The 15,729-nt window shown below is 48.9% G+C and carries 12 protein-coding genes, 1 pseudogene and 1 riboswitch; of the genes and pseudogenes, 7 read left to right on the forward strand and 6 right to left on the reverse strand.

Going from position 1 to position 15,729, the window contains the following annotated elements:
- Positions 1–20: 20 nt before the first annotated feature.
- The 3 genes from NSQ51_RS03045 to istA all read right to left on the reverse strand — a co-directional run bounded on the left by NSQ51_RS03045 (position 21) and on the right by istA (position 3,489).
- Positions 21–1,301, reverse strand: a complete 1,281-nt coding sequence (locus tag NSQ51_RS03045; protein ID WP_342462728.1) for an IS110 family transposase — start codon at positions 1,299–1,301, stop codon at positions 21–23.
- Between the two features lie 233 nt (positions 1,302–1,534).
- A complete protein-coding gene (gene istB, locus NSQ51_RS03050) occupies positions 1,535–2,290 on the reverse strand; it encodes an IS21-like element IS5376 family helper ATPase IstB (RefSeq protein ID WP_047817696.1) in 756 nt (251 codons plus the stop codon).
- Positions 2,287–3,489: an IS21-like element IS5376 family transposase gene (gene istA / locus NSQ51_RS03055; RefSeq protein ID WP_053532453.1), complete on the reverse strand. Its 1,203-nt coding sequence runs from the start codon at positions 3,487–3,489 to the stop codon at positions 2,287–2,289. Before istA ends, istB begins: the two co-directional genes overlap by 4 nt.
- Before the next feature lie 313 nt (positions 3,490–3,802).
- Between istA and NSQ51_RS03060 the strand changes: the two genes are divergently transcribed.
- Positions 3,803–4,936, forward strand: a complete 1,134-nt coding sequence (locus NSQ51_RS03060; protein WP_342462729.1) for an IS4-like element IS5377 family transposase — start codon at positions 3,803–3,805, stop codon at positions 4,934–4,936.
- Here the strand turns inward: NSQ51_RS03060 and NSQ51_RS03065 are convergent.
- Together NSQ51_RS03065 and NSQ51_RS03070 are read right to left on the reverse strand one after the other, a co-directional pair.
- Positions 4,906–6,237, reverse strand: a complete 1,332-nt coding sequence (locus NSQ51_RS03065; protein WP_121649964.1) for a 6-phospho-alpha-glucosidase — start codon at positions 6,235–6,237, stop codon at positions 4,906–4,908. The two genes, NSQ51_RS03060 and NSQ51_RS03065, sit on opposite strands and share 31 nt — an antisense overlap.
- A gap of 164 nt (positions 6,238–6,401) precedes the next feature.
- Entirely contained in the window at positions 6,402–8,003 is a 1,602-nt protein-coding gene (locus NSQ51_RS03070) for an alpha-glucoside-specific PTS transporter subunit IIBC (protein WP_033013869.1), read from the reverse strand.
- 198 nt (positions 8,004–8,201) lie between these two features.
- On the opposite strand from NSQ51_RS03070, the pseudogene NSQ51_RS03075 reads away from it, so the two are divergent.
- From NSQ51_RS03075 to NSQ51_RS03090, 4 genes and pseudogenes are all read left to right on the forward strand, one after another.
- Positions 8,202–9,063, forward strand: a pseudogene (locus NSQ51_RS03075) (IS982 family transposase).
- 125 nt (positions 9,064–9,188) lie between these two features.
- Positions 9,189–10,856, forward strand: coding sequence for an alpha-glucosidase (locus NSQ51_RS03080; RefSeq protein WP_033013868.1), 1,668 nt, complete (start codon positions 9,189–9,191; stop codon positions 10,854–10,856).
- Positions 10,857–10,898: 42 nt separating this feature from the next.
- Complete coding sequence (locus NSQ51_RS03085) at positions 10,899–11,444, forward strand: YfiT family bacillithiol transferase (RefSeq protein ID WP_033013895.1); 546 nt, start codon at positions 10,899–10,901, stop codon at positions 11,442–11,444.
- A 210-nt stretch (positions 11,445–11,654) separates the two neighbouring features.
- Positions 11,655–12,860: an MFS transporter gene (locus NSQ51_RS03090; protein ID WP_033013867.1), complete on the forward strand. Its 1,206-nt coding sequence runs from the start codon at positions 11,655–11,657 to the stop codon at positions 12,858–12,860.
- Positions 12,861–12,883: 23 nt separating this feature from the next.
- Here the strand turns inward: NSQ51_RS03090 and NSQ51_RS03095 are convergent, their stop codons facing one another.
- Positions 12,884–14,068, reverse strand: coding sequence for a class I SAM-dependent rRNA methyltransferase (locus NSQ51_RS03095; RefSeq protein WP_033013866.1), 1,185 nt, complete (start codon positions 14,066–14,068; stop codon positions 12,884–12,886).
- Between the two features lie 144 nt (positions 14,069–14,212).
- Positions 14,213–14,320: riboswitch (TPP riboswitch) on the forward strand.
- Between the two features lie 102 nt (positions 14,321–14,422).
- On the opposite strand from NSQ51_RS03095, the gene tenA reads away from it, so the two are divergent.
- Together tenA and NSQ51_RS03105 are read left to right on the forward strand one after the other, a co-directional pair.
- Positions 14,423–15,106 carry a thiaminase II gene (gene tenA / locus NSQ51_RS03100; RefSeq protein ID WP_049624770.1) on the forward strand — a complete coding sequence of 228 codons (684 nt, stop codon included), beginning with the start codon at positions 14,423–14,425 and terminating at the stop codon, positions 15,104–15,106.
- 30 nt (positions 15,107–15,136) lie between these two features.
- A complete protein-coding gene (locus tag NSQ51_RS03105) occupies positions 15,137–15,727 on the forward strand; it encodes an ECF transporter S component (RefSeq protein ID WP_049624769.1) in 591 nt (196 codons plus the stop codon).
- The last annotated feature ends 2 nt before the right edge of the window (positions 15,728–15,729 follow it).

Below are 15,729 nucleotides of genomic sequence, written 5' to 3' on the forward strand. Positions count from 1 at the left end.
TCCGTTCGCAGGGGGAGGCCTTAGGCCGTCCGTTGCACTTGGGACAAGACGTCCTGCTTCATTCGCTCCGCGTCAAACGCTTGTTTCTTCGTACAAATCGCAAACAGCACATTCAACAGCTTCCGGCACAAGGCGACGATGGACTGCTTTCCGGTCAGCGGATTGACGGATCGGGTCGTATAATACTCATGCAGCTCGCGAAACGCCTTGTTATGCCGAATCAGCGGAATCATCGCCCGAAACAGCACCGAGCGCAGCCGTTTCCGTCCCCGTTTGGAGATGTGCTTTTGCCCTTTGCGCTGGCCGGAGGAGTTCTCCTTGAGCGTCAGGCCCGCCAACTTCACCAATTGGCGCGGGTCCCGATAATGGGCGAAGCTGCCGATCTCCGCCAGCAGATCGATGATCGTGGCGTCTCCCAACCCGTCGACCGTTTTCAACCATTGGTACTCCATCGTCGTTTGAACCAATGCCTTCAACTCGGCGTCCAGTGCAGCGATCTCCGCCTCCAATTGGCGGTATCGGCGGACGAGCGCGGCGATCTCAAACCGGGCCATCGCTGTCCCTTCCGTCACCCCAATCGAGTCCTTCGCGGTGTTGATCAACGCCTGAATTTTGGCCTTCTGCGGGCATTTCATCCCTTTGCTTTGCCGGTACACCTCGATGAGCTCCTCGGCGGTCCGACCGGCCATATCAGCCGGAAGCGGCGTCCACTCCAACACCGAAAGCGCCGTTTTCCCCAAGTCACGAAACACGGTCCAAAACTCTGGAAAATACCGATCCGTCCAGCGGACGATCGCGTTTTTCACCGCCGTCTGTTCCTTGCGGAGCTTCTCTTTGAGCGTGCTTCCCACGCGCAAATCGGCTTCGATCTCGTGCAGCAGCCGGGGAACGAGGAATCGTCCGTCTTTTGCCAGTCTGGCAATGACCAGGGCGTCTTTGGCGTCGTGTTTCGTCGGCAGGTTGTCATCGAGTTCTTTCGACCGGCACACATGCGCCGGGTTGACCATGACCAACGGGATCCCGTGCTCCTCGAGGAAGTAGGCCAGGTTCAACCAGTAGTGCCCGGTCGGCTCCACCGCGACGATCACCTCTGACTTCCCAAACGCTTGCATCGCCTCCTGAATCGCTTTATACAGCTGCTGAAACCCCTCTTTCGACTGGAAGATCGGGAACGACTTGCGAAGCACGCGCCCCCGGTCATCCACGAAGCAGGCGTAGTGGGTTCGTTTCGCGATATCGATGCCCACGACAAGCGTTTGTTCCGTAACTTGATCAATTTTATAGTTTTGTGTACAATTCATCTGAAGTCCTCCTTGGCATGATGGTAGGTATTGTTTGACACCCCTGCATCATACCAAGAGGGCTTTTTTTGATCAAGTCCCCGGAAAAGCTCCTAACGGGAATGCTCCTTTTTTGTATGGATGTAAATTTATGTTAGTGAATTTGCTCATCTACAGTAAATAACTGTTTCTTTTGTCAAGGCCGATTATTTTTTCCCCAAAATCGCCGGTTTAAAATTCCCCAGAAGGACCTTTCATTGATCCTTCTGTTTTTCTTCTTGGAGCCTCTTTTCCCGTAATCGATAGCTTTCCCCCTTTAGGTTGAAAATGATGGAATGATGCAGTAATCGATCTAACATCGCTGTCGCCAAAACCGAGTCTCCCACGATTTCTCCCCATTCCCCAAAGCTTTTGTTGGAGGTGAGGATAATCGGGGCATGCTCGTACCGCCGGGCGATCACTTGAAATAAGTAATGAGCGCTGTTCGGGTCCAGTTTTAGATACCCCATTTCATCAATAATGAGAACGGTTGGCTTCACAAAGACACGAAGCTTTTTCTCCAACTTTCCTTCCTGGTCGGCTCTTCTTAACTGATTGACCAAATCGTGAGCGGTAATAAAATACGTTTTATATCCTCTTGCGATCGCCTCCATTCCAATCGAAATTGCCAGATGTGTCTTCCCAATACCCGGTGGACCGAGAAAGAGGATATTTTCTTTCCGGTCAATAAAGGACAACGTAAGCAGTTCTCGAATCCGGCGCTCATCCACCGAAGGCTGCGCGGTAAAATCAAACGTATCGATCGTCTTGCGATACGGCAGTTTGGACAGCTTGATGAGCGTTTGGATCGATCGTGCCTGTTTTTCGACGATTTCTGCCTCTAATAAGCGGAATAAAAACTCTGAATATGATATATTATGAGTAGAGGCGTATTCTGCCATGGCGGACCATCGTTCCGCCATGACAGGCAAATGGAGTCGGTGGCAATACTCGTGTATTCGTTCTTTCATGAGCTTTCCCCTCGCAGGAATGCGTCATAAACGGACAATGGACGAGTATCCACTTCCACCGAAACAGGCGAAATGGTGGCGGCCATTTCCGTTTGTTTCTTTTTTATTTTTTCGGCGAATGAAATCACTTTTTTCTGTTGGTCCACGTGAGAAATCTCCTCCCCTCGAAAGTACAATCGAATATCTCCATTTAATCGCTCCTTCACCAGAATTTCTTTGCCCGCATACTCCGCCGATAAGAGCCATTGTTCCCCTTTGTAGGAGAAACTGCCATCCCAATGCACCTTCCGATAGGAAAGATAGCTCGTATCGTAATCTTTCAACGGAAGAGGCTTGAGTGACTCCTCGGCCCAACGCTCTTGCGGAGAAATACCGGTAGTGGCGTTTGGCTTCCGATTCGCCACTTGATCGAGCCAACGATGGAGAAGGAAATTTAATTCCTCGATGCTTTCAAACGCTGTCCCCACATAGAAGTGATCCATGATATACTGAATGGCTCGTTCGACTTTTCCCTTTGTCTGGGCCCGGTAAGGCCGGCATACTTTTGGAATAAATCCATAGTAACTCGCAAATTCGGAAAATCGTTGATTCCATTTCACCACTCCTTGTTCTCGCCCGTCTGTAACGGTCTTCATATTGTCAAATAACACCTTCTTCGGAACCCCGCCAAAGTACTTGAAGCTCTGAATCAGGCATTCCATTAAGTGTTCCTGATCCTGGCTGGTCGTAAATACCGCGTATTTCATCCGCGAATAGCCTAACGTGGCCACAAATAGCGATAACTTGACTTTTTTCCCTTCGATCACGACCTCCCCAACTTCTTTCCAATCGACTTGCATTTGTTCGCCAGGAAGCGTTTCATAACGAACGGTGTATTTCTTTTTCGCCGTCTCTCGGAAAGGTTTCATATAGTCTTTTAAAATCGTCTTTCCTCCCGTATAGCCCTGTTGTCGAATTTCAAAAAACAACTTTTCGCTATTAAACACCCCATCTTCTAACATTCGTTTTTGAAGATACGGCTTAAATGGATCTAACTTGCTTTTTCTTTGTTTTCGCTTGGATTTGGAAGGAGGATTGGGGGAGTGAATATATTTTCGGACGGTTTTCCGATCGATCCCCAATTCCCTCGCAATATCGGAAATACTCATTCCCCTTTCATACATCTCTTTGATCATAAAAAATTCCCCTCTCGTAATCATGAACCATAGCTCCTCTCGTTGACACTATGGTTCTATTGTAAGTGGGGAATTTTATTCCGGCTATATTGGGGATTTTATCATCGGCTTTAACACTTTTTAAAGGAAGGAGGAGAACGAAACAAAAAGTACAAAGTGCTGTACTTTTTGTTTCGTATTCTTTTTTAATGTAATTCTGGCCAATATCCTTTATTTGCTTCGATTAAATCATCTCAGGCGTGTTGATTATCCAATAAAATCCAAAGGGTATAGAAAAAAGAGCACCTTTCCTGTAGAATGTGAGTAACGACACAAACAAACCCAGGAGGTGCTCTCTATGAACAAGCATACCACACTCCCGAATTTGATGCAAAAACTTGTTTCGGATGAAGAGATTCAACTGATTGCCGAAGCGGTTGGGTATCGTGATTCGTCTCGAACCTTTACGTTGCGCGAGTTGATTCACTTCTTCCTGCTGGCCGCCATGCATCAATGGAAAAGCTTTCGCCACGGAGCCGATGTGGGGCCTCTGTATGGATTGCCGCGATTCCATTATTCAACTGTATCCAAGAAAGCGAAAGAAGTTCCCTATGACATCATGAAACGCTTGTTGGCGTTGATCATTTCCAAGTGCAACCGCCAAACCCGCCGTTCGCTTCGGTTTCCCAAACCGCTTCGGGTGGTGGATTCGACGACCGTCACGGTCGGGAAAAACCGCCTCCCATGGGCTCCGTATCACGGCGAACGCGCCGGAGTGAAGCTGCACGTCGCGTATTCGCCGGAATCCTCGTTGCCGGCAGACGTGGTGGAAACCATCGGACTGCGTCATGATGGCCCGGTGGGAGAACAGTTGACGAACGCTCAACAAGTGCTCGTGGAAGACCGGGCGTATTTCAAAATCGAACGCCTCGATCGATTTGTGGAGCAGCATCAGCTCTTTGTCATTCGGATGAAGGACAACATCGAACTTCATCAGAAAAAAAGCTTGAAACGCCTTTCCAGCACATCCTCATCGGTTCAAGCCGACTTCACGTGCCAGTTGGGAACGAAACAATGCCGCTCCACCAAGCGTCACCGGGTGGTGATCTTTCGAGATGCGAATGGCCGCGACATTCGGGTCGTGACGAACCTCTTCCATGCGTCTGCGGAAACCATTGCCGACATGTACCAACAACGTTGGACTGTTGAGGTCTTTTTCCGTTGGGTGAAGCAATATCTGAATGTCCCGACCTTGTTTGGCACGACGGAAAATGCGGTATACAACCAACTGTTTGCGGCGTTCATCGCGTATGTGTTGCTGCGATGGCTGTATGATCAAACCAAAAAACGGACGAACGTCTCTCTTTCCTTCATTTCGTTTGTTCGCCGTTTTTTCTCTGGGCAGCTTCCTCTCGATTGGAAATCCGGGATGGCCGCTGCTTTGTTTGAGTATGCCCAAATTTATGGAAGGCGTATGTATAATTTTGGATAATCAACACTCGTGAAATCATCTAATATTTGTTTTGCTACTTTCGCGCTTGGTACTGTTTTAGATAGTGTGATAGCCTGCCATAATTTTTGGTAAGATTTTGTTATCCATGCTTCGACCACTAACTTTTCCACAGATACTTGTTGTTCCATTAATCCTTTTTGGAATTGCGGGATTTCCCCGATCGATAGCGGTTCAGGACCATTGCTGCCGACAATGCATGGAATTTCCACCATTGCGGTCGGGTCAAAATTAGAAATAGCTCCTTTATTTTCTACAATAAGCAGCATTCTTTCATGAGTGTTGTAAGCAATGGCACGCGCTAAATCAACAATGTATGAAGCATGTTCGTCAATATGAAGAGCGCTTCCTTCTGTTGATTGCTTTTCAATGATTTTTTTGCATTCCGTAAATACAAATTTTTCGCGTCCATCCATTACTTCATTTGCTCTTGTATAATTCGGGTTAGAATTTGCCACTACTTCATCCGGGAATAAATAGTATTTTAAATATGTGTTCGGCAACGTATCTGGGTCTAATGCATATACGTCTCTCGCTTTTAAGAATGTATCTTGCCAGCTAGCATCAACATGCTGATTGTCTCCGCTATCATTGACAACATACCCGTACTTTGCAACATGCTCCTTTAATTTAGGCATTAAATCATTTCCTTCTTTGTCACGAATATCTGTCCACCATCCAAAATGGTTCAGCCCATAATATCTTACCGTCATTTCTTTGCGGGATTTTAAGCCTAAAATCCGTGCCATACGTTCTTCAATCCCGACAGGCATATCACAAATGTTGAGTACTTTCGAATGAGGACGGAGACGGCGCGTCGCTTCAGCTACAATCGCTGCTGGGTTGGAATAATTGAGCATCCATGCATTAGGAGAGTATTTTTCCATATAATCAATTAACTCTAATACTCCTCCGATTGAACGCATACCATATGCAATTCCACCCGGACCGCACGTTTCTTGGCCCACCACACCATATTTCAACGGAATTTTTTCATCTAATTCACGCATAGCGTATTTTCCAACCCGAATGTGGGCCATGACGAAGTCAACGTCGGTAAACGCTTCTTCCGGATCAGTAGTAGCGAGAAATTCAATTTCTGGAGCTTTTTCTCTTAAAATAACTTCACATGCTCCGGCAATGATATCTTGACGTTCTTTATCAATATCGTACAATTTTAACTTACGAATAGGAAATTTGTCTAAGTTATCCAATAACATTAACACAATCCCTGGAGTAAATGTACTTCCCCCACCTGCAATCAAAATGGAAAACTTTTTCATTTTTCTTCCTCCTTTTTTATATTATGATGAGCGCTTTCATTACTGTTATAGCAAATCGAAAATATGGGAACAATGGATTCCAGCCATTCTGGACCTAATCACACTTTCCGTTCTTTTTCACATTAGATAAGAATTTTCCCAGCTTCATCATTATGAGATGATCGTTACGATTCTGTTTTAAATCCCTTTTCTTCCAAAGCTTTCTCAAACTGCTCTCGCACTTGTGGGACCGATAAACCGACGATCACTTGAATTGCCTTGCCATTACGAACGACACCATGAGCTCCCGCAGACTTGAACACACTATCCGGCGCGACTTTTGATTCATCATTCACACTAACGCGAAGACGTGTGGCACAATTGGTAACCGCCTCGATATTTTCAGGACCGCCAAGCGCATCTAAAAATTGTAATGCTTGAACCGTATAGCTGTTGCCACTGCCATTTTGGTTAGCTTGTTTTTTTGCTTTATAATCTGCTTTCGTATATAATTTCATCTCTGATGAATCATCTGCTTCGCGTCCCGGCGTTGCAACATTAAATTTAAGAATCAAATATCGGAAAACAAAGAAGTAAATGATCATAAATATGAACCCGATTGCCCATTGTATTAAATAAGTCGTGCTATGATATTTAAATAATGGAATCCAGTTTGAAGTAGCGATTTCTAACAGTCCCCCGCCCATATTTCCTACAGCGCCGAATGCATACATCACCGCTGCCATTGTGGCTGCTAAAAATGCATGCACTGCAAATAACCAAGGTGCCACAAATAGGAAAGTAAATTCAATTGGTTCTGTAACTCCAGCAATAACAGCCGTTAAAGCGGCAGAGATTAATAGCCCTGCAACCTGTTTTCTTTTTTCTGGCTTTGCAGTAACATACATCGCTAATGCAATACCTGGAATGCCAAAGATTTTAGACATCCCATGCAATGCAAATCCGCCTTGCGGGAACATTTCCTTTAAAGAATGCGCAGATGTTGCGTATTCTGGTAAATGCTCGATCCAATACTTAGCGATTCCTCCTTCAACAACCGCAGGGCCAAAGACAAATGGACCGTAGATGAAGTGATGCAGCCCTGTTGGAATAAGTAAGCGCTCTAAAAATGTATACAACCAAACCCCAAGCACTCCTGAGCTTGCCAAAAATCCTTGTAAAGATGCAATGCCATGTTGTACGATTGGCCAAATATAGGCTGTTATTAAAGCAACTGGAAGCATCACAAGGAACGCAATAATCACCACAAATGATGAACCTTGAAAAATGCCAAGGAAATCTGGAAGCTTCGTATCGAAGAAGCGGTTATGAAGCGCTACAACAATAGAAGATATAACGATCGCTCCAATAATGCTCGTATCTAATGTTTTGATTCCCGCAATCATTGTCAAACCGCTAACTCCGCCAGCTTCCTGGCTGAAATCTACACCAAATTTATCTCCCCAAAGAGTCAATATAGCGTTAATAAAATAGTTGAATGTTAAATAAGTAACAATCGCTTCCATACAAGCTCTCGCATGGGCCTTTTTTGCCAACGCAATCGGAATGCCTATAACAAACAATAACGGCATTTGTCGGAAGACCGTCCATCCACCCTCTTCTACTACCGTCCAAAACTTGTACCACATTCCGTTCGGATCAGCAATGGATCCCATGATATCAGGATTTTTAAACAAGATGGTCAAGCCAACGACTATACCAGCGAACGGAAAAAGCAACACCGGTACAAACATAGCTGCACCAAACCGCTGAATTTTTTGCATCATGCCCACTCACTCCTTCTTCTCAAATTTTTTGATAACGCTTTCCTTTTCTTTATAACATGAACTTTTTTGGCAAACAACAAAACGGAAGTAAGCTGTTCGTTTTCACTTCTCTTGTTATTTTTCCCAAAATTCAAGAAAATTCCCAGAATGAGCAGCTATATATGGAATACTAGAGATATTCTTCATAGTCCACCATAAATTTTAAGAACAGATCGAGCCAAACTTCAAAAACAATATGTATCGATTTTGTGTTTTGTATCAGCTCAACTATCGAGTATCCAGATTCATCTTCAACGTCGAAATCTTCATTTGTTGAAACAGAAGGGCGAGGTCATCATCGCCGTCCATGTCCTTGGAAAGTTGTTAGGCTTCACTTCCGAACGGGCTTGGCATCGGTTTGTGATCGGGAATTTGTTTTCCAAGGACTTGTTCCCTGAACGTTCTCGATACAACCGTCGCTGCCGAGCGCTTGGCTTTGCGATCAAGTGGATGCGGCACCAGCTGGCCAAGCGTGGACAACACCATGCGTATGCGATCGTGGACAGTTTGCCGATCGAGCTGTGTCATTCATCCCGAATGTATCGCGCCAAACGGTTTCGTGGAATTGCGGATATTGGCTATTGTGCTTCGAAAAAGATCGCTTTCTATGGGTTGAAACTTCATCTGCAGGTCACCGACCAAGGGCTTCCGATGGGATATGTCGTCACTGAAGCGTCTTGTCACGATCGGGTGGCCGCTGAAACCGTCATGATGCAAATTCCACATCCATATAACCTAGGTGACAAGGGTATATCAGCCAAACGCTGCAAAAGAAGCTGTACGAAGAGCATCGAGTCGCTTTTTGGACGCCCGTTCGAAAAAATCAGCGAATTCGCCAATCGGACGCATGGAAACAGTGGATGAAACGAAAACGCAAAGTGTTGAAACCGTGTTTTCGATTTTAGTCGATTCGTATCGGATCACCGAGATTCGAGCGAACTCGGTTTCTGGATTTGAAACGGCACTGGATGGTATTTTACTGGCTTACTCCCTTGTTGTTCTTGGGCTAGTTGAGCGTTAAGACTCAACTAGCACCACGGGTTCATCAATCATTTTTTCGCTAGTCTTGAAAAAAGAGAGTTGTATATTTCCGTCATGTAGTGTACAGTGGATAGTGAAAACGTGTGCACAAAGGGGGAGGAAGCCTTGAAAAAAACATGGTGGAAAGAGGGCGTCGCCTATCAAATTTATCCGCGCAGCTTTATGGATGCCAACGGCGACGGCATCGGCGATCTTCGCGGCATCATCGAAAAGCTGGATTATTTGGTGGAGCTTGGAGTCGACATCGTTTGGATTTGTCCAATTTACCGGTCGCCGAACGCCGATAACGGATATGACATCAGCGATTATTATGCCATTATGGATGAGTTTGGAACGATGGATGACTTCGATGAATTGCTTGCCCAAGCCCATCGGCGCGGGTTGAAAGTCATTTTGGATTTGGTCATCAACCATACGAGTGATGAGCATCCGTGGTTTATCGAATCGCGGTCATCGCGCGACAATCCGAAGCGCGACTGGTACATTTGGCGTGACGGCAAAGACGGGCGCGAACCGAACAACTGGGAAAGCATTTTCGGCGGCTCGGCGTGGCAGTATGATGAGCGGACGGGTCAATATTATCTGCATATTTTTGATGTCAAACAGCCCGACTTGAACTGGGAAAACAGTGAGGTGCGCCAGGCGCTTTATGAGATGGTCAACTGGTGGCTGGATAAAGGTATCGACGGCTTTCGTATCGACGCGATCTCCCACATTAAGAAAAAGCCGGGTCTTCCCGATTTGCCAAACCCGAAGGGGCTGAAGTATGTACCGTCGTTTGCCGGGCATATGAACCAGCCTGGCATTATGGAATATTTAAGAGAGTTGAAAGAGCGAACGTTTGCGCGATATGACATTATGACGGTCGGCGAGGCGAACGGAGTAACGGTTGATGAGGCCGAACAATGGGTCGGGGAAGAAAACGGCGTGTTCAATATGATTTTTCAGTTTGAGCATCTAGGGCTATGGGAAAGGAGTGCGGATGGTTCCATCGATGTCCGCCGCCTAAAGCGGACGTTGACGAAATGGCAAAAAGGGCTTGAAAACCGCGGGTGGAATGCGTTGTTTTTGGAAAACCACGATTTGCCCCGCTCCGTTTCGACGTGGGGCAATGACCGCGACTATTGGGCGGAAAGCGCCAAGGCGCTCGGCGCGCTCTACTTTTTCATGCAAGGGACGCCGTTCATTTATCAGGGGCAAGAGATCGGGATGACGAACGTGCGGTTCGATGACATCCGTGATTATCGTGATGTGTCCGCTCTTCGCCTGTATGAACTCGAACGGGCGAAGGGGCGGACCCATGAGGAAGTGATGAAGATCATTTGGCAAACCGGGCGCGACAACTCGCGCACCCCGATGCAATGGTCTGATGCCCCAAACGCTGGATTCACGACAGGTACGCCATGGATCAAGGTGAACGAAAACTATCGTACGATCAATGTCGAGGCCGAGCGGCGCGACCCGAACTCGGTATGGTCGTTTTATCGACAAATGATTCAGCTTCGGAAAGCGAATGAGCTGTTTGTTTACGGAACGTACGATCTGCTTTTGGAAAACCACCCATCCATTTACGCGTACACAAGAACGCTCGGACGTGATCGCGCGCTTGTAGTCGTCAACTTGTCGGACCGCCCGTCACTTTACCGCTATGACGGCTTCCGCCTTCAGTCAAGCGATTTGGCGCTCTCGAACTACCCGGTCCGTCCGCATAAAAATGCGACGCGTTTTAAGCTGAAACCGTACGAGGCGCGCGTATACATCTGGAAAGAATAAGAAGGAATTTGCCTTTCTGTGTGGAATGAATACGGAAGGGAGATGATCAACACGGGGACGGTCGATCCGATTCGCTACCCGATCGGAACGTTTCAAGCGCCGCAGCAGTTTGAGGATGGGAAGGTGCAAGAGTGGATTGCTGCCATCCGCGGGCTGCCGAACGACTTAAGGGCCGCTGTTTTCGGCTTAAACGATGAGCAGCTCAACACGCCGTACCGCGACGGCGGCTGGACGGTGGCCCAAGTCGTCCACCATTTGGCCGATGCAAGCATGAACGCGTTTTTGCGCACGAAATGGGGAGTGACGGAAGACGACCCAACGGTGAAGCCGTTTGCGGAAAGCGAATGGGCGAAAACGGCCGATGCTTGCTCGCTGCCCATTGAACCGTCGCTTTTATTGCTTGACGGACTGCATGCACGGTGGACGACGCTGCTCGAGTCGATGACAGAAGCCGATTTTCATCGCCTCATCCAACCGGAAGGAGCGTTGCGGCCGATGCCGCTGTACGTATTGACCGCGCTGTATGCATGGCATGGCAGGCATCATACGGCGCAAATTGTGTCATTGCGGAAACGGAAAGGATGGTAAAAAGCCGCCGATTGGCGGCTTTTTTTACTCGATCGGCCGCACCGCTTGGGGCGGCCGATATATAGGCTCGCTCCGGAGAAAAGCCGCCTTTGCGCGGCTTTTTTCAAAAAACGTGCTGGACAAACATTTTTGTTAAACGAAAACATACAGTTATGCTATACTGACAAATATTAAGGGACACGAAATATATATCGTACAAGGGGGATCGGTATGAATGCGCAACAAAGGCAAGTTGTTGCGGAACAGAAAGAAAAAATTTGGACGCGCAATTTTATTTTGATTTGCTTGGCCAACTTTTTCATTTTTCTTGGATTTCAAATGACGCTGCCGACACTGCCGCTGTTTGTCGAACACTTAGGCGGCAACGACCAGCTCATCGGCCTTGTCGTCGGGATTTTCACTTTTTCCGCACTTCTCGTCCGTCCGTTTGCCGGCCATGCGCTTGAGACGCGGGGACGGCGGTTTGTCTTTTTGCTTGGGCTGCTCATTTTTGTCGTTTCGGTCGGTTCGTACAGTGTCATCACCAGCATGCTTCTTCTCTTTTTGATGCGCGTCGTCCAAGGAATTGGCTGGGGGTTTTCGACAACCGCTTCCGGAACGGTGGCGACGGACATCATTCCGGCCAGCCGCCGCGGGGAGGGAATGGGTTATTACGGATTGTCAGGAAACATCGCCCTCGCTTTCGGTCCGTCGCTTGGACTTGTGCTTGCCGCTATGATTCCGTTTAGCCATTTGTTTCTGATTTGCGCTCTGCTTGGCGTTGCTTCCGTATTGTTTGCGGCGGCCATCACCTATAAAAAAGTGGAGGGAAGGCCGCGCTATGAGACGAACAAGTGGGACCTTTACGAAAAAACGGCGCTCGTTCCGTCCGTGCTTCTCTTCTTTTTAACGGTGACGTTCGGCGGCATTGCTTCGTTTTTGCCGCTATATACGGCGCAAAAAGGGATCGGCGGTTTGCAGCTGTATTTTTTGCTTTATGCGCTCGCCCTGATGGTGACGCGCACGTTCGCCGGCCAGCTGTATGACCGGAAAGGGCATCGGGCTGTCTTTCTCCCAGGTGCGGGGCTCATTTTGCTTGCGATGCTGCTGCTCTCCTGGCTGCCGGGGGAATGGGCGCTGCTTTTGGCGGCAGTATTGTATGGCTTCGGTTTTGGCATGGTGCAGCCAGGGCTGCAGGCGTGGTCGGTTGAGCGGGCCCCTGTTCATCGGAAAGGAATGGCGAATGCAACGTTTTTCTCCTTTTTTGATTTAGGCGTTGGCATCGGGGCGATGGTGTTTGGCCAAATCAGCCACTGGTTCGGCTATCCGAGCATTTATGTAACCGCCGCCGGTTCGGTGCTTGTTTCGATGCTCGTTTACTTGAGCGTGCTGCGCAAAGAACAACCTTTTCATCCGCGGCAAGAAAGAAACGCTTAAGGTTTGTCCTTAAGCGTTTTTCTTTAGCGCCGCGAGTGCACTTCGTAGATGGCAAATTTTAAATAGTCGCCTTCATTGGCGGCAAGCAGTTTCGGGTGGTCATAGCCGGCGCCGTTCCAGTACACTTGTCGGAGCACTTTTTTGGCGTCAAACGCCGCATCGGCGATCATCTCTTGGAACATGTGCGGGCGAACATGGTACGAACAGCTCGACGTGACGAAAAAGCCGCCGTCTTTGACGAGTTTCAACCCGTTCAAATTGATGTCTTTATAGCCGCGCAGCGCTTTTGGCACCGCGTGGGCCGATTTGGCGAACGCCGGCGGGTCGATGATGACGACATCCCACTGTTTGCCGGATCGCACTGCTTCGCGTAAGTAATCGAATGCGTTGGCGACGACAAATTCTACATTTGTGAATCCGTTTAAGGCCGCATTTCGTTTTGCCGTCTCAATTGCATGCTCGGAAATGTCGACGGCGGTGGCGTGCTTCGCTCCGTACAGGCAGGCGTTCAGCATAAATGAGCCGGTATGGGTGAAACAATCAAGCACCGTCGTCTCCGGGCCGATGAGCGGGCGGAGGGCGGCGCGGTTTTGCCGCTGGTCGAAGAAAAAGCCGGTTTTTTGCCCGTTTTCAATGTCGACAATGTATTTCACGCCGTTCTCCTCGATTTCCATCTCCGTCTCCGCTTCCCCGTACCAAAACCCTTTTTCCTGTTTGAGACCCTCAAGCTCCCGCACGGACACATCGTTGCGCAAATAAATGGCCCTTGGAGCGAACACGTCAAGCAAGCCGCGCAAAATCCACTCTTTGTGCACTTCCATCCCGAGCGCCAAAATTTGCACCACAAGCACGTCCTCATATTTATCGACGATGAGCCCCGGCAGAAAATCGGCCTCGCCGTAGACGGCGCGGCATGAACGGACGCCCGGGAGCATCCGTTCGCGATACGCCCAAGCGCGGCGGATGCGCTCAATGAAAAACCGCTCATCGAGCTCGTCATCCGGGTTTTGCGTCAACACCCGGACGATGATTTGCGAGGCTGGATTGATGTAGCCTTTCGCCAACCAGTACCCTTGATGGTTATAGACATCGACAAAATCTCCCGGTGTGATGTCACCCTCGATACGGTCGACTTCGCTCTGAAAAATCCACGGATGGCCTTGTTCGAGCCGTTTTTTTCGTTGCCGCTTCAAGATCACTTTCGCCATCAGTTCCAACTCCCATCCGGTAATCAATCGTTGCGCTTTTATCATAGCGAATTGCGGAGCGCGGCGCAATGACAGCCGAAAAAAAAGGTTGACAACCGATGCGGCCGTGATATGATAAATGTAAAGAAAATTTCATCACAATCAGACATCCACTAGGGGGGCCTGTAAACAGGCTGAGATCAAAGTGTGACTTTGAGACCCTTAGCACCTGATCTGGGTAATGCCAGCGTAGGGAAGTGGAGGAGCTGCAGGCCGGCTTTGGCCGCATTGGAAAATCTGTATGCTCGCGCCGCCTTCTTTACGCGAATCGGTAAAGAAGGCGGCGCTTTTATTTTGGAAAAAGGGGGAATACGAATGTCGTTTGCAAGGCGCGTGCGCCAGGCGGCTGATCCGATCTGGCAGGCGAGTTTCCGTCACCCGTTTGTCAAAGAGCTTGGCGAAGGAACGTTGGATCGCGCAAAATTCCGCTATTATGTCATGCAAGATGCGTACTATTTGCGCCATTTTGCCCGTGTGCAGGCGATCGGGGCGGCGAAATCGCCGGATTTGGCGACGACGGCCCGGCTGGCGCACCATGCCCAAAGCACATGCGAAGCGGAATTGTCGCTTCATGAAACGTTTGCCGGACTGCTTGGCATCACCGAAGAGGAACGGGCTGCGTTCATGCCGGCGCCGACGGCTTACGCGTATACATCGCATATGTACCGGGCGGCGTATGAAGGGCATTTGGGCGATGTCATTGCCGCGATTTTGCCGTGCTATTGGCTGTATTACGAAATCGGTGAGCGGCTGAAAACGTGCCGGCCGAACGATCCGATTTATGAAAAGTGGATCAGTACATACAGCTCCGATTGGTTTCGCTCGCTTGTTGAGGAGCAGATCGACCGGCTTGACGCCATTACCGCTGCCGTGACTGAGGAAGATCGGCGCCGGATGGAACAGCATTTTTTGATCAGCAGTGACTATGAGTATCAGTTTTGGGAGATGGCGTACCGACTGGAGCGGTGGCCATCGGCCGAACTCATGAAGAGCCGGTGAAACGGCGACAACACGAAAGGAGGAGTTTTCATGGGAACAACATCGAAAGGGTTGAAACTGGCCGATATTTTAACGACGATTGTCATTGCCGTTGTGTTCGGCGTCATTTACAAAGTGTGGGGGCCGTTGTATGAAGTGGTGAAAGTATTCGGGTTTCATGCCGATCAACTGATTTATGGCATGTGGTTTATCGCGTCGTCGCTTGCGTATTTGCTAATCCGCAAACCGGGGGTGGCGCTGCTTGCCGAGATCGCGGCTTCATCGGGCGAGTTGGTGATGGGGTCGCAGTGGGGGCTTGAGGTGTTGATTTATGGGGTTGTACAAGGGCTGTTTGCCGAGCTTGTCTTTGCGGCGTTCCGCTATCGGCGGTTTGACGTGTTTGTCGTGTCGCTCAGCGCCGTCGGCGCGACGGTCGGTTCGCTGATCATGGACTTTTACAAAGGATATATCGAGGCGCTCGCCCCGTGGAACATGGCGCTCTTTTTGCTGGCGCGTTTTGTCGGCGCCGTTCTTATCTCCGGCGTGTTCGCCGTTTCGTTGGCCAAGGCGCTTGAGAAAAACGGGGTGACGCAAATGTGGCGGCCGGTTTCCAAAGAGGACTATGATGCGCTGAACCGGTAAGG

The organism is Geobacillus sp. FSL K6-0789 (assembly GCF_038593135.1).
GTDB classification, from domain to species: domain Bacteria; phylum Bacillota; class Bacilli; order Bacillales; family Anoxybacillaceae; genus Geobacillus; species Geobacillus stearothermophilus.